This window comes from Acinetobacter sp. ANC 5378 (assembly GCF_013004315.1).
In the GTDB taxonomy this organism is placed as follows: Bacteria; Pseudomonadota; Gammaproteobacteria; order Pseudomonadales; family Moraxellaceae; genus Acinetobacter.
In genome coordinates, this window is record NZ_JABERK010000094.1 from 1 (window position 1) to 17,677 (window position 17,677).

Here is a 17,677-nt window from a genome sequence, read left to right on the forward strand (position 1 = left end):
TGGTTGAAGTGACTTTGGAAAACGGTGCCAAGCTGGAATCAAAAACCATCATTCTGTCGACCGGTGCACGCTGGAGAGAAATGAATGTTCCGGGTGAGCAGGAATATAAAACCCGTGGTGTGGCATACTGCCCGCACTGTGACGGTCCACTGTTCAAAGGAAAACGTGTTGCGGTGATTGGTGGCGGGAACTCGGGTGTAGAAGCGGCAATTGATTTGGCGGGTATTGTCGAGCATGTCACCTTGGTTGAGTTCGATACCAAACTTCGTGCCGATCAGGTATTACAAGACAAACTCAACAGCTTGCCCAACACCACGGTAATCATGAATGCACTTTCTACAGAAGTGGTCGGTGACGGTTCACAGGTGACAGCATTGAAATACAAAGACCGTGCCACCGATGTTGAACACACGGTTGAACTGGCCGGGATCTTTGTTCAGATCGGTCTGTTGCCAAACACGGATTTCCTGAAAGCCTCTAAAGTTGAATTAAGCAACCGTGGCGAGATCGTGATTAACGAACGCAACGAAACCAACGTCAAGGGGGTGTTTGCTGCCGGTGACTGTACTACGGTTCCGTACAAGCAGATCATCATCGCAACGGGTGAAGGCGCGAAAGCATCTCTCTCAGCATTCGATTACATCATCCGTTCGGGGCAATAACTGCATCATCCAAACAGTTAAATTTGAATAAAATAAACATAGGCTTATATCTATCCAAAGATATAAGCCTTTTTTAACTCGAGTTTTTTCACCAAACATTACATTTAATCAACAATTTTCGATCGTTGTTTAAAGGGCTTTTTGATTATATTCACACTATCCCATTTATATGGGTAAAATAATTCTAAGGACATATGAAAATGAATAAATTACTTGTTGCTTTAGGTCTTGCTGCTACTGTTGCTTTAGTTGGTTGTAATAAAGATAAGGCACCTGAAACTGGTGCGACCACTGGCGAACATATGCAAAATGCTGCAGATCAAGCAGGTCATGATATTACCAAAGCGGCTGATGAAGCGGCTGCAAAAACCAAGGCTGCAACTGAGGAAGCCACAGCTAAAATTGATGCTGCAGGTGAAGAAGCTGCTGCAAAAACTGAGGCTGCTGCAAAAGATGTTAAAGAAACAGCTAAAGAAGCCACTGCAGCAACTGCCGGTGCTGTTGAAAAAGGCGCTGCAGATGTGAAAGAAAAAGCCCAACAATAATTTAATTTATTGAATAAAAAAGCTCCTTGTCAGGAGCTTTTTTATTTTTACCCATCTTGCTTTTACCTTTCCATTTTTATAGGGTTGAAGTGCCAATACTTTTTAAAAGCATGTTTACCTGTCATATTATTTTCATAACGAAAAACATTTTACAGGTTATCCTCTAGGGAATTCTCGCTATGGCATTTGCCAGCACCATTAGTTTCTTATTTAATATTTCTACATTTTAATGAATTTATTATTTATTTTACCAATATATAAAATCAATTATTCTCAATTAAAATACTTATAATCTATAAGTTTTAATAATATATATAGTTGAAGAATCGACTAAAATACCCCGATTCATTTCGTTATTTTTATTCTCCCATGTCTGTTATTGCTGCAAAATCCAATCGATCAAATCTGTCGATTTGGGTTGCTCTTTTTCTATTGTTGGTTGGTACGCTTGGTGCCTATCAAGTTGTTGGGCTGAATCAAGCCTTATTATTCCTCATTGGCGGTGCCTTAGGCATGACGCTTTATCACGCCTCATTTGGTTTTACTTCCAGCTGGCGTGTTTTTATTAAAGAACGTCGTGGTCGTGGCTTGCGTGCGCAAATGATCATGCTCGGTCTTGCTGTATTACTATTCTTCCCTGCTTTAGGCGCAGGTGAGTTATTTGGCAATCCTGTCAAAGGTAATATCAGCCCTGTTTCGATGTCAGTGATGATTGGTGCTTTTATCTTTGGTATAGGCATGCAATTAGGCGGTGGCTGTGCTTCCGGTACGCTCTATACAGTAGGCGGCGGCAGTGCACGTATGATCGTAACGCTGTTTTTCTTCTGCCTCGGCTCTTTAATTGCAACCACGCATTTGGACTGGTGGTTTAACCTCCCTCACCTTGAACCCATTTCCATTGTTTCAAGCTTAGGCGTTATCCCTGCTTTAATCGTCAGTTTTATCCTATTTGCTGCGATTGCATTTGCAACCATTCATTTTGAGAAAAAACGTCATGGTTCACTTGAAGTCGAACCTCAAGCGCAAACTCAAGGTTTAAAGCGTTTCCTACGTGGTCCATGGCCATTGGTTTGGGGTGGGATCATCCTCACCTTGTTGAACTTTGCAACTTTAGCTTTAGCTGGTCGTCCTTGGGGCGTAACTTCTGCACTTGCCGTTTGGGCAGCAAAATCAGCCAGTTTTATGGGTGTAGATGTGGCCTCTTGGGCTTACTGGCAACAACCGGGGAATGCCAAAGCTTTGTCTGAATCATTATGGTTCGATATTACCTCAATGATGAACTTCGGCATTATGCTGGGTGCATTATTGGCGGCAAGTCTGGCGGGTAAATTCGCTCCTAACTTCAATATTCCAAAACGCTCACTAATTGCTGCCGTTGTTGGTGGTTTATTATTAGGCTACGGTGCACGTTTGGCCTATGGCTGTAACATCGGTGCTTACTTCAGTGGTATTGCATCAGGTAGTTTACATGGCTGGTTATGGCTGATTTTCGCCTTTATCGGTAACAGCATTGGCGTCAAACTTCGTCCAATTTTCTTCCCCGACGAACGCCCACAACCTGAAAAATTAACCGGTTGTTAATTCTAAAATACTGAAATTAAAAAGCCCGTCACGTGATGGGCTTTTTTATACATTCTATTTTTAAAATTTAGTTTAAAGCGGCTTTTAAATTACAACCATAGCCCATTATTTCTTGTGCCTGACGGTATGTTGTATAGTTACTTAAAATAAAATCATAAAACTGATCTGCATTTGCAAAAATTTTAGTCAAGTCTTCAGCTTGCATATTAGGTAATTGGACTTGCCCGATTAAATTCAGGTTTTGATTGCCCAAATGATACATCTCCGCAAAATACCCATTCATCATGTCACAATAGGCTTGTTTGACCGGTTTTAACGACGTCCGGCTCACTGCATTCTGATCTAATGTTTTGAGTTGATTGACATCCAGTACAGACTGATCTGAAAAGGCAATATTATTGGTTTTTTTAAATGCCTGATAATTTTTAGATAACTGTTGATTTAACGTCTCAAAACGCTGTTGTAAACTTGCAACATCCTGAACTTTGTATTGCTGCGGATCAATCTGTGTTTTATGCTGTTCAGAGCTTGAACATGCTGAAAATAATAAACTTGAAATTAAAGTCACAAAAATTAACGGCTTCATCATAACTTGCCCAATAGTCACATCATATAACACCACATTATGCCTGAAATATCCCTCTAGATTGACTTTTCATTTATAGGGCGCCATGAGTATAAGCAAGCAAAAAATGTCATTTCATTTCTTGAGGAAATAACGAATATTATTTGCTTAATTTTCAGGGCTTGGGCAAAGTAATATAAATCAGCAGGAGCTAAATATGACTTTATTAGAACAACTTGATATTAGACATCCTATTTTCCTTGCCCCGATGGCAGGTGTTTCCACCCCAAAATTGGCTGCTGAAGTCTCCAATCAAGGCGGCTTAGGCTCACTTGGTTTGGGTGCAAGTTCTGTTGAAACGGCGCGCCAGCAAATTTTAGAAACTCAAGTACTGACCCACCAACCTTTTCAGGTGAATTTCTTTTGTCATCAAAGTTTAGAACTCGACCACGAGCTTACAAAGCAATGGATTCAATATTTAGCACCGCAATTTGAGAAGTATCATGCTGTTCCACCAACAGAATTAAAATGTATTTATCCGAGCTTTTTAGATCATGATGATTATTTAAATTTAGTTTTAGAGACACAACCTAAAGCGGTCAGTTTCCACTTTGGTATTCCACATCCTCATCAAATTCAGGCCTTAAAACAAGCGGGTATTATCACCATGGTTTCAGCGACCAATCTGGCTGAAGCGCTTGAAATTGAAGCGGCTGGTATTGATGTCATTATTGCTCAAGGCATTGAAGCGGGCGGACATCGCGGTATTTTTAACGAAACATTTGACAGTGCGGTTAAAACGTCTGATTTGGTTCAATTGCTAAAACAGTATTGTACTTTACCTATTGTTGCTGCTGGCGGCATCATGAATGGACAGCAGGCTCAACTCTTATTCAAATTAGGGGCAGCAGCCGTTCAACTTGGGACGGCATTTGTGCAATGTAAAAGCTCCAACGCCAATGCTGCATATCGAAAAGCACTGTTTAGCAAACCGATTACCCAAATTAGCACAAGTATTTCTGGTCGCCCTGCACGAGGCTTAATTAATCACTGGCATACCCAAGTGGATCGCCCTGAGCGCCCTCTTGTTGCGACCTATCCATATTGCTATGACTTGGGCAAACAACTCAATGCAGCAGCAACAGCTCAAGGCGATCATGGTTTTGGTGCATTTTGGGCAGGAACCAATGTAGCTCAGATTCGAGAAATAGAAGCTGCCGATTTAATTAACCAACTGGTTCTGGAAATGAGTCAGGCCTAATCACTTAGGTTATATCAGCCATAAAAAAACCTCTCAGTTGAGAGGTTTTTTATTCAATTTTTATTGAAAATAAACTATTCGATCATTATTTGGTTTCAAGTAGATTGACCTGTTCAACTTGCACATCACTCATAATTTCACCTTGAGCAAGAAGCTGGTTAAAATAGTCGTCTACGACATTAAACTGCTCAGCCGTGCTTTCAACCTTGTACATATTTTGGCGGAATTCATTACTTGAACGTAAACCTTTGGTATACCAAGCAATATGTTTACGAGAAATACGGCAACCTGAGTATTCACCATAGAAATCATAAAGTTCAGATAAATGTCCCAATAACACATCTTTCACTTCAGCAATACTGGGTGCAGCCAGCTGTTCACCTGTTTTTAAATAATGTGCTATTTCACGGAAAATCCAGGGACGACCTTGTGCTGCACGTCCAATCATCACAGCATCCGCCCCCGTATAATCGAGCACATATTTGGCTTTTTCAGGACTGTCGATATCGCCATTGGCAATGACTGGAATATTCAACATTTCTTTGACTTCTTTAATCAAAGAATAACGTGCCGTATTCAAGTACATATCTTCACGGGTACGACCATGCAGTGCCAATGCGGCAATCCCGGCTTCTTCGGCACGCTTGGCAACCCGCAAGATATTTTCATGCCCATTTAGATATCCTAAACGGGTTTTTAAAGTCACAGGAACATCTACTGCCGCAACTACCGTATCTAAAATTCGTGCCACCAGATCTTCATCTTTTAATAATGCAGAACCTGCTAATTTATTACAGACTTTTTTGGCCGGACATCCCATATTGATATCAACAATCTGTGCCCCATTGGCGACTTGATAACGTGCTGCTTCAGCAAGCTCGGCTGGGTCTGAACCTGCAATCTGTGCAGATATAGGTGCGATTTCACCATCAAAATTGGCACGATACAAACTTTTCTTGCTCATGCGCAAGGTTTGGTCTGAGGTCATCATTTCACTGACGGCATGGCCAGCACCAAAATATTTACACAACGTCCGAAATGGACGATCCGTAACACCTGCCATGGGAGCAACAATTAAATTATTTGACAGCTGATATGGACCAATATACATATAAATTCATCACTTTTTCGACCGGCATAGTATACTGCATCTACTGTATTGGCTCATCCTTTTGGAATATGTTTTCATCATTATGAAAAAAACTCTTGTTATGTCATCTCATGTTAAATCCTTGAGTATTCTGGCTTTGTCTCTTAGTTTAGTGGCATGTGGAGATAATTCTTGGTGGTCAAAAAATAACGAACCGACTCTAGAAGAAGATCAAATCAAGCGTCTGATTCCACCGCGTGTCAATGACCGAAGCTCATGGGCCAAAGATATTTACAGTATTACAGACCAGCTCGATATTCCCCAAACCAAGGAGAATATTTGCAGTATTGTGGCCGTCGTAGATCAAGAGTCTAACTTTGTCGCTGACCCACAAGTTCCCGGTTTAGGTGTCAAGGCAGTTAAAGAAGTTCAAGACCGTTTGGATGAAAAATTTAAAAGCAAATTGGGTGATGCTTTGGGCGGAACAATGGCAGGCTATTTTCAGGAAGTCTTAAAAAACCAGCCCAGCCCTGAAGATAACTATTTAAGCCAAATGCGTCGGGTAAAAACTGAACGTGAATTGGATGAGTTATATCGTGAAATTTTTGCCTATATGTCAAAGCATTATCATGTCAGTGCACTCACAGGTGCAGCTAAACTGGTTGGACAGGACATTGGTGAAAAATTAAATCCAATTACCACATTGGGCTCAATGCAAGTTCATATCGGTTATGCTAAAGAACACAAACGTCAAGGCGGCAACATGGCCGAATTACGTACCGACTTATATAGCCAATATGGCGGTTTGTATTACGGCATTCACCGTTTAATGATGTACCCTGCCGATTATGACAAAGCGATTTATCGTTTTGCAGATTATAACTCTGGCATGTATTCAAGTCGCAATGCTGCCTTTCAAAGCATGCTGAATGATTTAACGGCAGCTGAGCTAGACTTGGATGGCGACTTATTGCTTTATACTAAAGAGGGTTCAATCCGTTCTGCAGCCAGTCAGTCTGAACGCGAACTGATTAGTGTGTTTGCAGCCAACAATATCTTAGTCACACCTCGACAAATTCGTGCGGACTTAAAGAAAGAGAAAGAAAAAGATTTTGAAGATACCGCCACCTATCGTGCTGTAACCAAGCTCTATCATGAGAAAACAGGCAAAGACCCTATTTATGCGATCATGCCTGAAGTAGTCATTTCGGGACCTAAACTGAGCCGCGAATATAATACCAACTGGTTTGCAACACGCGTAAATGGAAGATATCAATCATGTATGCAACGGGCAAAAAGAATAAAAATTTAGCGCTCTTCGATTTTGATGGAACCCTATGTAAAAAAGATAGTTTCACAGGGTTTATCTTCTATGCTTTATCCAAACGACATATCGTCAAACAAGGCATTAAAATCCTCCCTTGGATTCAAGCCTATTATTTAAATGCCTACCCTGCACATGCCATGCGTTCCAAATTGTTTCGTGCAATGTTTAGCAATGCTGATGTTCTAGAGTTAGAGCAAATTGCGCAGGAATATGCAGCAAATTTAATATCTCAATTAAATCCGCCCTTACTGAAACAACTTAAACAGCATCAAGTTTTAGGTGATGAAGTTGTACTGGTTTCAGCATCAGTTGATGTCTATCTTAAACATGTCTGTAGCTTATTAAATATTGATTTAATTTGCACTCAGACTGAACAAGTAAATAATAGTTATACTGGACAATACACAACTCCAGACTGTAGCTCAGAACAAAAAAAGCTACGAATTTTAGAAAAGTATTCTTTAGATCATTATTCTGTAATTTACGCCTATGGCAATAGTATGGAAGATAATGAAATGCTTGCGCTTGCTGATCATGCCTATATGGTGGGTAAACATAATCATTTGCCTGAAATTATTAACTGTAAAAAGTTGGCTTAGTTGCATTTACGTGCATAAAAAACCCACAATTGCTTGTGGGTTTTTAGATTTTGGTAATTACATGTAGCGGATAGATTTTGATTTGGTCGAATAGATTAATAGAGAGTAAAACCAGATTTAAATTTATGCGCTATTAAAGACGGTTTTTTATGCATTTTTCTTTCCTATACCAAATGGCATATTTATATACAAAAATTAACACATCCCGCTTTTATTATAGTTTGTAAAAATGATCATTATTTTTTAATTGTTAATCAATTAATTTATATTTTAATAATCATTATTATTTACATTTACTTATTCACAAAACCTTAACATAATTTAATTTAAGCAAAAAATAATAATAAAACAATTAAAATCAATTACTTTCTAGTGATTAATATTAGGGATTTATTCATTTAATTTTCTTAGCAATTAAGAAATGCTGCTTTATTAAACATACTCCTAGGGGGTATAATTACAGTCCTATATTTTTACTTTTTGACAATAGGTAAAAGTGCTCAAAATCAATGTTTTTTAACAAAATTCTTTAATCGAAAGTTACAATAACTAATCAAAAAACAACACAATTCTACGACCTACCATGAGACATATTTTGCATAAATCTCAAAGAATGCATCTTAGGTATAATTATAAGCAAATTATATATTTATTTTAAAATTTATCATTAAAAAAGTCCTATCTATTATTCTTCTAAATAAAAAAGAGTGTCAAGTATAGATACTTGACACTCTTACAAATCAAAAAGAAATGATGACTAATGCTGAATATTACTTCTTAAATGGAAATGCATACTTAGCAATACGTTTAATCACGCTACCATACTGCTTAAACAGATTGGCATTATTATAATTTAAACCATATTTCTCACATACTGCTTGTACTTTAGGTGCCATTTTACGATAGCGACGTGCCGGAACATCTGGATATAAATGATGTTCAATTTGATGACTTAAATGACCAGTTAAAATATGGAATGCTTCTGAACCAGTTAAATTCGATGAACCACGAATCTGACGCATATACCAGTGACCACGACTTTCATTTTCAAGTACTTTCTTCGGGAAGACTTCAACGTCTTTAGTGAAGTGACCACAGAAAATAATACTGAAGGTCCAAATATTACGAATACCATTTGCCACCAGGTTCCCAGTCAACACAGGTAAAGCCGCAGGGCCTGCAATGAGTGGGAAAAACACATAATCTTTAAACAATTGTTTAGTGATTTTGCGCTGCATCGGACGCCATTCTTCTTTCGCTTGTTCTTTGGTTTTACGCCCTTTCAAGACTTTACCAATTTCAAGATTTTGAATTGCTACGCCCCATTGGAACAACAAGCAAAATGGAATCGCATAAATCGGTTGTAAAAGATAGCCGGGTTTCCAGCGTTGTTCCGGGAAAAGTCGAAGCAAGCCATAACCGATATCATCGTCCATACCTTTAATATTGGTATAGGTATGATGTTTATAGTTATGGGTTTGACGCCAGTTATCCGCTGTACCGACAATATCCCACTCGTAAGTTGGACCATGGAATTTTGGATCGTTCATCCAGTCATATTGACCATGCATGACATTATGACCCAGCTCCATGTTTTCCATGATTTTGGCAAAACCGAGCAAACCAGTACCTAAAACCCATGCTGGCGGGAACCAACCGGCAAACAAACAGGCACGTCCAGCAATAGAAGCATAACGAATCGTTGAATAAACACGACGAATATATTTCGCGTCTTTTTCCCCAATATCATCGAGAACTTCTTGTTTAATGGCATCTAACTCACGTGCCAATCCATCTAATTGAGATTGAGTGAGCTCACCATTTTTAGGATTTTTAAAATATTCTATTTTTACGGGCATATTCATGATATTTGACTCACTTATAAATCAATAACAAGATCAGACTGTGCTGAATTGACACAAATTTTTAATAAATTACCAGGTTCTGAATTTTGACCACCATTCACCAAGTTCTTAGTTGAACCTTCAACTTTATTGCAGACACATTTATTACAGATGCCCATACGGCAACCATGAGTAGGTTTAACATTCTGCTGTTCTAGACTTACTAAAATCGACTGGCCTTTTGGAATAGCCAACACTTTTTTCGATTTCAGTAAGGTTACATTGACAAAGCCAGTTTCAGAACTTTCTACCGGCGTCATGCTAAAAGCTTCACTCTTGAAACTTTGCGCATGTGCAAATAATTGTTCAGCCTGTGCGACAAATCCGGATGGACCACATGCGTACACCACGCTATTTTCAAGGTTTTCCACCAATGCAGCATGAGCTTGATTTAAACGTTCGCCAGCATCGGCTTCTTGAGTATAAAAAACCTGAAATGAAAAATTGGGATATTGTTCAGCAAGTTGCTCAAAACGTGCCTTAAAAGCCACATCGGCATATTCTTTCACCCAATACATCAACTGAATTGGCGCTTGAACCATTCGATCTGTTTTAGAGAGTGCTTTTAGTAAACTCAACATTGGGGTAATACCACTACCCGCAGCAAGCAATAGCATTGGTTGAGCCTGTTCAGGTAACAGCATATCGCCATACGGCTGACCAAATTCAAGGATATCACCGACTTTAGACTGTTCAACCAACCAAGAGCTGACTTTACCTTGATCTACTTTTTTAACCGTCAACAAGACATGTTGAGAATCAAGTTGAGTCAAACTGTAGCTGCGTTCATAGCGAATACCGTTAACTTCTACAAAAATCGGATGATGTTGTCCGGCTTGCCCAACCTCAAAATGACGATTGAACTGAATGGTTAAGCTCACCATATTTTGAGCAGAATTTTCTTTTTGAACAATTTTCCCCAGTGCTTGGTTAAACGACCAAAGCGGGTTAAATTTTTGCAGCCAGAAGTTTGCTGCATGCTGATCAATAACAGTTTCAGCAAGTGAACTTAAGGGAGATTTCGTTTTTTCTAACACATGCATAGTAAGCACCACGCGATTGAATTTTAATTATTATACACATGTATATATATTTGTATATATATCTGTATTGTTTCTATTCATTTCCCAAGTGACCAAGCAACAGCTATAATGTTTTGGTATCTCTAATCCTTTGAAAAATATGAATCAGTCTTCAATCAAAAAAAATGTTGATGCTCCTGTTGATAAACAGAATTTTGTTCATGAACCGGTGATCATCCGCACAGTTGGTCGAAAAGCAACAATTACCAAAGAAGAACTGTTTCAAGCTGCACTTAATTTAATTGGTCCGCAAAAAAGTATTGCATCCTTAAGCCTGCGTGAAGTTGCCCGTGAAGCGGGTATTGCACCGAACAGTTTTTACAGACATTTCAGAGATATAGATGAACTGGCAATTGAATTGATTGATCGTTCAGGCAATGTATTGCGTCAAATTTTGCATCAGGCACGCCTAAAAGCGTCCAAACAAAGCAGTATTATTCGCAGTTCAGTCGAAGTTTTTATTGAGCAACTAGATGCAGATGAAGGAAATTTAAGCTTATTACTCCGTGAAGCTTATACCGGTTCTGCTTCATATAAATTAGCAGTAGAGCGCCAATTAAATTATTTTCAACAAGAACTACAAGAAGATTTAATTCGCTTGGAACGTCTCAATCACAGTAAATTGTTTCATCCTGACATTGTTGCAAAAGCCATTACCCAATTGGTATTTAATATGGGTGCAAAAGTGATTGATATGCCCATGACTGAACGTAAAGAAATTGCAGAACAAACCATGATTATGATTCGCATGATTTTAGAAGGCGCACGTCATTTGGATGAAGCGCAAATTCGTTAATTGTTGAATATGTAAGGATTTAATCCTGAGACATTGAATCCTTATTATATTCTTAAACAGTTTTCTGCTGAGTAATAATCTGTTTAACCAGTTCAGCGGTTTTTTCAGGCTGTTCTAACGGGAACATATGCCCACCTTGCATCAAACTATAATTAATCTGATAGGTCTTTTGCATCCCTTGCGGAAAACATTGCTTGTAAAATGGACTGTTCTGCGCACTAATTAAATGTACAGGCACAGTTGGTGCTTTCCTTGGCGTACGCCACCACCATGCAGGTACCGTTCTAAAAATTTCAGCTTCAACCCTTTTAGGTACTACCAAAGTTAAGCCTCCACGTTTCAGATCTGGTTGCAAACCACAGGCTAAAAAATCCTGAAAACAGTTTTCATCAAAATGTTTAAATAACGGATTATGTCGCATGTAAGCATAGGCTTGCTCATGATTTTCCCAGTGATCTTTTCTTTTCAAGGTGATGCCTGCCGGAGTCAATTGATCGATTGCTTTTAGTTTTAATTTTTTTGCAATTTCAAACATTGCTGACTTTGAACCAATCACAAAAGGCGGATCCATAATCACCAATTGTGAAAATAAATCAGGGCGTTTATAGGCAGCCATTAAAGTGACCAATGAACCAAAGGAATGTCCAAGACCGATCACCTTTCTACCAGAAAATTGCTGTTCAATATCATCAATGATTTGATCGACCAAATAACGCCAGTCATGAGTAATAGGATATTGTGGATTCAGTCCAATCATCGGAATGGACTTCAAATCAAATTCATCTTCAAAGCAAGCGAAAAACTTTTGATAACTTGGTGCAGGAATTCCATTGGCATGAGTAAAATGAATGGCTGTCTTTTTAAATGATGAATCCTTCATATTGCTATACTCTTCCCTGATTAAGCGTATTCATGTGATGATAGCTTAAGGAAAAGCCTGCTTGATTCAAATCACTAAATCATGGATAAGCTGACTTCAAAGTCAGCCTTTCTTTCCATCAAAAATATTTTTCAACACAATTACGATTATTTCTTTGAAATAACTAAAGCTTGATTGCCTAGAAAAATTGCGCCACAGGTCGTTTTATCTCCGGCAATAACAACCCCTCGTCCTTGCACTACGGTTGATTGATCTGCTGCAATTGCCGACACCACAGCTTGGCATTTGGGGCAATAATGTTTCATACCATGCAAATGCACCGCAATACCATTAATAATAAAGGTATTTTCACATTCAGATACAATGCCGCCATGCGTGGTTAAAGACCCCATGCTTACCAAAGATTTAGCCATAATTTTTCTAATATATTTTTAATATGTGTTGATGATTTTAGCATGAGACGAATTCCAAGCTCTAAATCTAGCCTAATTCACACAAATAGAAGCTATAAAATTTTTAACAATAAAAAAGCACCCGAAGGTGCTTTTTAAATCAGTCTTGAAATTACGGTTTAACCACAACCAGCACCTGAATGGCTTCTGGTGTTACCGATAAACCATCCAGCAAGCTAATGCCTTCCGATTGGAATTTTTGTAGGCGTGCAATTTCATCTTCACGAATGCTTGGATTAAATTGCTTCAAGTAGCTTAAACGGTCAATTTCATATTGCCATTTATTGCCATACACTTCTTTGGCTTGTTGCTTGAAGTCTGGTAATGCTGTTTTAGCAATATCAAGCGCCTGTGCATAACGTTGTTCAATCACATCACGACGGGCTTTAACCACCTGACGGCAGCTATTGCTATCTAAATGATGTAAATAAGGTTTTAAGATACTTGGATCAATCTTGGCAGACAAGTCCTGACCGGTTTCACTCAGCAATACACGAATCAACTGTTGTGGCAAGCTTGAAGGCAGGTTCAATGCTTTAGGCGCAATCACATCCACTTTAAACCAAACTTCTAACAGCAGAGAACCCTGTTTAAGTGCATTCGATTTTAACAGTGCAACATTGGTACTACCAAATGATTGAGTATTAATCATTTCCATCACACTTTCAGTGAATGGATGTTCAAGCGTTAAATACTGCGCATCTTCACGAACTTGTGCTTGGTCACGATAGAAAGTCGCAGTCATGCCTTCTTCATCCAAAGACAAACCTTGCACTTGCATTTGATCAGTTGGCTTGATGATCACCGTACCATTGCTTTGCTCATCAAAATCGATATTGGTCGATGCCATGAAGCGCTTCATAAACATCGGCAAAGTGGTGTTGTCATCATAGTCTTCAAGCGCTTGAACAATTTCCTGTGCCACAATTGGACGACATGAGTTGTATTCAAGCAAACGGTCACGACCTTCCTGCAATTCAGCTTCCAGAGCTTCGCGCTGTACACTAACTTCTTCAAGCAAATCTTCAAACTGTTGACCCAAATCTGCCAATAAACAGTCTTTTAATTTAACAATGAAGTTTTCTTGCAACGTCTGTGCCGTTGGTGAAATATTACTGAAGATATTTAAACCTTCGTTATACCAGCGGAACATGCGCTCTTGCGCTGTACCGATCAAATACGGCACATGAATTTGAATACGGTTTTCCTGACCAATACGATCCAAACGACCAATACGTTGTTCTAAAACATCTGGGTTTGCTGGTAAGTCAAAAAGGATTAAGTCAGAGGCAAACTGAAAGTTACGACCTTCAGAACCAATTTCAGAACACAGTAAAATTTGTGCGCCATAAGATTCTTCAGCGAAATAAGCTGCCGCTTGGTCACGCTCAAGCAAGCTCATGCCTTCATGGAACATCGCAGTACGAATACCGGCATGTAAACGAAGTACATTTTCTAAAGCTTCAACCACTGGCCCACTACGTGCGATCAATAACACTTTTTTGTGTTTGAGCTGGGTACGCAGCATTTCCATCAACCACATCACACGTGGATCATGTTCCATCCAGGCACCATCCAGCTGTACTTCTTCAGGCCACATTTGTTCACGTAACTTGCCATCTTTCGACCAGTTAGCTGGTGCGGGTAATGCAGCAGGCTGACAGTCACGACCCGGGAAACCTTGAATCGCTTCACGAGTATTACGGAATAAAATACGACCGGTTCCATGACGGTCTAACAATTCATGGATGGCACGGAAACGCTGTTCTGGCTCATCCTGAATGCTATGACCTAGCAATCCTTCAATGGCAGTCAAATGCGCTGGTTCCAAAGGCAAATCAGACATCAACACTTCCGCAATTTTTGCCGTTTGATGATATTGCTCTTCTTCATCCAGGAAACGATCGAGTGAACTAAAGCGCTGCGGATCGAGTAAACGTAAACGCGCAAAATGGCTTTCTACACCCAGTTGTTCCGGTGTTGCAGTAAGCAGCAACACACCCGGCGTTTTTTCAGCCAGCTCTTCAACCAGATCGTAACGGTCATTACCGCCTTCTTCTTCGCTCCACATCAAGTGATGTGCTTCATCCACCACGAGAAGATCGAAACCGGCTTCTAAAGCCTGTTCACGCAAATCATCGTGATCGACCATTAAATCCACACTGGCAATAATGCATTGCTCGGTCAAGAATGGATTTAAATCTGGATCATGTTCTTTAATTGACGCGGTACGGGTTAAATCAAATAACGAGAACTGGAGATTGAAACGACGGCGCATTTCAATCATCCACTGATATTGCAGTGAATCAGGCACCAAAATCAGGATACGTTCAGAACGACCGGTTTTAAGCTGCTGATGAATGATCAAGCCTGCTTCAATGGTTTTACCCAAACCAACTTCATCGGCAAGTAAAACACGTGGTGCAAAACGCTGACCGACTTCATGCGCAATATAGAGCTGATGCGGAATCAGACCAACACGTGCACCCACCATGCCGCGTAATGGGCTGGACTTCATATTGGCTTGCATCATCAAGGCTTCAATACGAAGGTCATACCATTCTTTGTAGTCCACTTGACTGGCAAGCAAACGGTCAAGCGGTTTAGACAGCTGAATATGCGCACCAACACGGGTTTCGTTTAAAGCTTTACGTTCTTCAGTACCATCTTCAAGGGTACGGATTACGTTATAACGCACTACGCCATGACGGTCTTCAAAAGATTCAACCAGCCACTTGGTGCCTTCCTGATCCTGCAATTCATCTTTAATGTTAAAAACAATACGCGATAAAGGTGCATTGTTACGCGCGTAAACACGTGTTTCATCACTCTTCGGGAATAAGATGCTAACCGATCGTTCATCTACATCAATGAGAACCCCTAATCCAAGCTCTGTTTCTGTATCTGATAACCAACGCTGACCAATAGCAAACTGATGCAATTTTTCCACCTTTATCTAAAAATGAGGAGACTTATTTTCAAGCTCAAAACCTGATGAGTATTTGAGCAATAAAATAGGTCTTTAAGCAATATATTTTGACATAAAGCCCACTAAAAAGTGCGCAAAATCGATGACGATTAAAAAGTTTTTACCTTAAAAAGGAACAGGATAATAAAACTCCACCAGTTCCTCTGTTTGAGGATGGTAAAAACTCAAGTGTTCGGCATGCAAGCACAGTCGAGGAATCAACTGTTGCTGCTCTGGTGTGGCATACAAAGTGTCACCGACAATCGGATGACCGAGATACTGCATATGCACACGAAGCTGATGTGAACGACCTGTAATGGGAGTAAGTTTGACACGCGTCACCGCCTGCCCTTGAATTTCAAAATGTTCGATGGCTTGCCAATGCGTTAACGCAGGCTTGTTGTGATCTGGAGCGGCAATATGTAAAGGCGGATGTTCAGGATCATAAATCACCGGTACATCAACCGTGCCTTCACCTTCAAGATGTCCGGCAACCAGTGCTTGATAGGTTTTTTCTGTTTGGCGTTCCTGAAACTGACGGGAAATGGTTTTTTGTCCCCACTTAGTCAGACCAAAAACCAGAATACCTGAAGTATCACGATCCAGACGATGAATCAGTAATGTTTTCGGTTCTATTTTTAATAATCTGTTGATGACGCAATCTTGCAAATCTTCAGTTTTACCGGGAACAGTGAGTACACCTGCTGGTTTATGGATGACCATAAAATCTTGATCACGATGTATCAGATGTTCGGTTAGAAAATTACTCAATGTTCAATCCCAGGCTGATCGCGAAAACGAGCCGGCAATAATAGAAAGCTTGGCACAGAATTACAATGCACAAAGCTGGAATTGGCGACGGATTTTCCGATTTTAAGCAAAAAAAATTTCAATCGCGCGTTATGAACGCGCTGATTGCAATATAAAACCCGCCAGCTCATGCAAAGAAGCATGTTCTAAAACATCTTCATATCGCACATTTGCACCATGCGCGCGCCAAACACCGACCAAGGTGACAATAGCTACAGAATCCAGACCGTATTGTTTCAAATCAACATAAGGATCAATTTCAAGTGCATCCATGTTCAGTTGTTCAGCGACGGCAAGCATAATCCCTTTGGTGGAAAGCACATAACTAGACGGCGCACTTAAGTCCCATAGCCGAGCCAAACTATAGCTATTCATGTGATGCAAACCTTGTGCCGAGATATTTTCAATCCATTGAATATGCTGATCTTGATTCGACAATAAAATTGCATCATCAACTACACAGATTTGCTCTGTTACACTTTGCAGGTGCGGCAAAATCTGTTTCAGCATCGGCGTGACCTGCCCAGCAAAAATCAGTTGTGGATGAGATGATGCATATTCACCGAGTTGTTGCATCCCCTGCATCAAATCATCACCGTACAAATCAACAATTGGAATATCCAGTGCTTTGGCTTTGTTACTGATCTGGATCAGATGAGTCATTAGGTCAGTGTCTTGTATTCCTGCCATCATCCTTAAATTTTGCAATCCTACCAACACTAGGACAGATTCAATTGATGAAAGCTGCCATTTGGCTTGTGATGGTGCAAGTTGGATTTTTTTGGGCATGGGGTAAAGCATGGGAGATGATTCATCTAATACTTGCAGAGTTACGATATGCTAGCTTAGATTAACCTGCTTGATAAGTTTGAAAGTAGTTAAATTTTTTTTAAATGATGTTATTCCCCAACTAAAATGTCACTGTAAATATTTATCTATTATCAATATTATAATTACTGTAAAAATTAGCATGAACCAATACGGAATGTTTTTTGAAATAATATTTTTAGATATATCAATCGACGGATCGAATAGAGGTGGATCAGGAAATTTGAACAACACTTATAAGTGATATTTTGCTCCCCAAATGATGTTATAAACATCAATATATGGAGTATTTTATGGCACGTAGACCAAGAAGAAATCATTCAAATG

Annotated in this window: 16 protein-coding genes; 7 read left to right on the forward strand and 9 right to left on the reverse strand. The window is 39.6% G+C overall.

The features are described from left to right. The 3 genes from HLH16_RS15345 to HLH16_RS15355 form a co-directional block, all read left to right on the forward strand. A partial coding sequence (locus HLH16_RS15345; RefSeq protein WP_171529966.1) for an FAD-dependent oxidoreductase occupies window positions 1-662 on the forward strand: 662 nt, incomplete at its 5' end. A 200-nt stretch (window positions 663-862) separates the two neighbouring features. Beyond that, window positions 863-1,207 carry a hypothetical protein gene (locus HLH16_RS15350; protein ID WP_171529967.1) on the forward strand — a complete coding sequence of 115 codons (345 nt, stop codon included), beginning with the start codon at window positions 863-865 and terminating at the stop codon, window positions 1,205-1,207. A 369-nt stretch (window positions 1,208-1,576) separates the two neighbouring features. Further along, window positions 1,577-2,788: a YeeE/YedE family protein gene (locus HLH16_RS15355; protein ID WP_171529968.1), complete on the forward strand. Its 1,212-nt coding sequence runs from the start codon at window positions 1,577-1,579 to the stop codon at window positions 2,786-2,788. Window positions 2,789-2,855: 67 nt separating this feature from the next. On the opposite strand, the gene HLH16_RS15360 is transcribed toward HLH16_RS15355, so the two are convergent. Next, window positions 2,856-3,377: a hypothetical protein gene (locus tag HLH16_RS15360; RefSeq protein WP_502707658.1), complete on the reverse strand. Its 522-nt coding sequence runs from the start codon at window positions 3,375-3,377 to the stop codon at window positions 2,856-2,858. A gap of 193 nt (window positions 3,378-3,570) precedes the next feature. On the opposite strand from HLH16_RS15360, the gene HLH16_RS15365 reads away from it, so the two are divergent. Then, window positions 3,571-4,614 (forward strand): NAD(P)H-dependent flavin oxidoreductase, encoded by a 1,044-nt coding sequence (locus HLH16_RS15365; protein ID WP_171529969.1) that lies wholly within the window; start codon window positions 3,571-3,573, stop codon window positions 4,612-4,614. An 85-nt stretch (window positions 4,615-4,699) separates the two neighbouring features. Here the strand turns inward: HLH16_RS15365 and dusB are convergent, their stop codons facing one another. Then, on the reverse strand, window positions 4,700-5,725 hold the full coding sequence (dusB, locus tag HLH16_RS15370; protein ID WP_171529970.1) for a tRNA dihydrouridine synthase DusB: 1,026 nt from the start codon (window positions 5,723-5,725) through the stop codon (window positions 4,700-4,702). An 82-nt stretch (window positions 5,726-5,807) separates the two neighbouring features. On the opposite strand from dusB, the gene HLH16_RS15375 reads away from it, so the two are divergent. Both HLH16_RS15375 and HLH16_RS15380 read left to right on the forward strand, forming a co-directional pair. Beyond that, complete coding sequence (locus HLH16_RS15375) at window positions 5,808-7,016, forward strand: DUF1615 family protein (protein ID WP_171529971.1); 1,209 nt, start codon at window positions 5,808-5,810, stop codon at window positions 7,014-7,016. Next, window positions 6,983-7,630: an HAD-IB family hydrolase gene (locus HLH16_RS15380; protein WP_171529972.1), complete on the forward strand. Its 648-nt coding sequence runs from the start codon at window positions 6,983-6,985 to the stop codon at window positions 7,628-7,630. The genes HLH16_RS15375 and HLH16_RS15380 overlap by 34 nt, the downstream gene beginning before the upstream one ends. Window positions 7,631-8,400: 770 nt before the next feature. Here the strand turns inward: HLH16_RS15380 and HLH16_RS15385 are convergent. Further along, window positions 8,401-9,495, reverse strand: a complete 1,095-nt coding sequence (locus tag HLH16_RS15385) for a fatty acid desaturase family protein (RefSeq protein WP_171529973.1) — start codon at window positions 9,493-9,495, stop codon at window positions 8,401-8,403. 14 nt (window positions 9,496-9,509) lie between these two features. Next, window positions 9,510-10,577: a ferredoxin reductase gene (locus HLH16_RS15390; protein ID WP_171529974.1), complete on the reverse strand. Its 1,068-nt coding sequence runs from the start codon at window positions 10,575-10,577 to the stop codon at window positions 9,510-9,512. A gap of 139 nt (window positions 10,578-10,716) precedes the next feature. Between HLH16_RS15390 and fabR the strand changes: the two genes are divergently transcribed. Continuing rightward, complete coding sequence (gene fabR / locus HLH16_RS15395) at window positions 10,717-11,412, forward strand: HTH-type transcriptional repressor FabR (protein ID WP_171529975.1); 696 nt, start codon at window positions 10,717-10,719, stop codon at window positions 11,410-11,412. A gap of 52 nt (window positions 11,413-11,464) precedes the next feature. Here the strand turns inward: fabR and HLH16_RS15400 are convergent, their stop codons facing one another. The 5 genes from HLH16_RS15400 to HLH16_RS15420 form a co-directional block, all read right to left on the reverse strand. After that, window positions 11,465-12,292: an alpha/beta hydrolase gene (locus HLH16_RS15400; protein WP_171529976.1), complete on the reverse strand. Its 828-nt coding sequence runs from the start codon at window positions 12,290-12,292 to the stop codon at window positions 11,465-11,467. Window positions 12,293-12,438: 146 nt separating this feature from the next. Next, window positions 12,439-12,705, reverse strand: coding sequence for a PAAR domain-containing protein (locus HLH16_RS15405; RefSeq protein WP_171529977.1), 267 nt, complete (start codon window positions 12,703-12,705; stop codon window positions 12,439-12,441). A gap of 151 nt (window positions 12,706-12,856) precedes the next feature. Then, on the reverse strand, window positions 12,857-15,694 hold the full coding sequence (gene rapA / locus HLH16_RS15410) for an RNA polymerase-associated protein RapA (RefSeq protein WP_171529978.1): 2,838 nt from the start codon (window positions 15,692-15,694) through the stop codon (window positions 12,857-12,859). Window positions 15,695-15,838: 144 nt separating this feature from the next. Beyond that, a complete protein-coding gene (locus tag HLH16_RS15415) occupies window positions 15,839-16,483 on the reverse strand; it encodes an RluA family pseudouridine synthase (protein ID WP_171529979.1) in 645 nt (214 codons plus the stop codon). 129 nt (window positions 16,484-16,612) lie between these two features. After that, a complete protein-coding gene (locus HLH16_RS15420; protein ID WP_171529980.1) occupies window positions 16,613-17,323 on the reverse strand; it encodes a phosphopantetheine-binding protein in 711 nt (236 codons plus the stop codon). Window positions 17,324-17,677: the final 354 nt, after the last annotated feature.

What these genes read in the sequence shown, in the direction of transcription:
- HLH16_RS15350 (WP_171529967.1), top strand. Translation starts at nt 863, where the DNA reads ATGAATAAATTACTTGTTGCTTTAGGTCTTGCTGCTACTGTTGCTTTA.
- HLH16_RS15355 (WP_171529968.1), top strand. Translation starts at nt 1,577, where the DNA reads ATGTCTGTTATTGCTGCAAAATCCAATCGATCAAATCTGTCGATTTGG.
- HLH16_RS15360 (WP_502707658.1), bottom strand. Translation starts at nt 3,377, where the DNA reads ATGATGAAGCCGTTAATTTTTGTGACTTTAATTTCAAGTTTATTATTT.
- HLH16_RS15365 (WP_171529969.1), top strand. Translation starts at nt 3,571, where the DNA reads ATGACTTTATTAGAACAACTTGATATTAGACATCCTATTTTCCTTGCC.
- dusB (WP_171529970.1), bottom strand. Translation starts at nt 5,725, where the DNA reads ATGTATATTGGTCCATATCAGCTGTCAAATAATTTAATTGTTGCTCCC.
- HLH16_RS15375 (WP_171529971.1), top strand. Translation starts at nt 5,808, where the DNA reads ATGAAAAAAACTCTTGTTATGTCATCTCATGTTAAATCCTTGAGTATT.
- HLH16_RS15380 (WP_171529972.1), top strand. Translation starts at nt 6,983, where the DNA reads ATGTATGCAACGGGCAAAAAGAATAAAAATTTAGCGCTCTTCGATTTT.
- HLH16_RS15385 (WP_171529973.1), bottom strand. Translation starts at nt 9,495, where the DNA reads ATGAATATGCCCGTAAAAATAGAATATTTTAAAAATCCTAAAAATGGT.
- HLH16_RS15390 (WP_171529974.1), bottom strand. Translation starts at nt 10,577, where the DNA reads ATGCATGTGTTAGAAAAAACGAAATCTCCCTTAAGTTCACTTGCTGAA.
- fabR (WP_171529975.1), top strand. Translation starts at nt 10,717, where the DNA reads ATGAATCAGTCTTCAATCAAAAAAAATGTTGATGCTCCTGTTGATAAA.
- HLH16_RS15400 (WP_171529976.1), bottom strand. Translation starts at nt 12,292, where the DNA reads ATGAAGGATTCATCATTTAAAAAGACAGCCATTCATTTTACTCATGCC.
- HLH16_RS15405 (WP_171529977.1), bottom strand. Translation starts at nt 12,705, where the DNA reads ATGGCTAAATCTTTGGTAAGCATGGGGTCTTTAACCACGCATGGCGGC.
- HLH16_RS15420 (WP_171529980.1), bottom strand. Translation starts at nt 17,323, where the DNA reads ATGCTTTACCCCATGCCCAAAAAAATCCAACTTGCACCATCACAAGCC.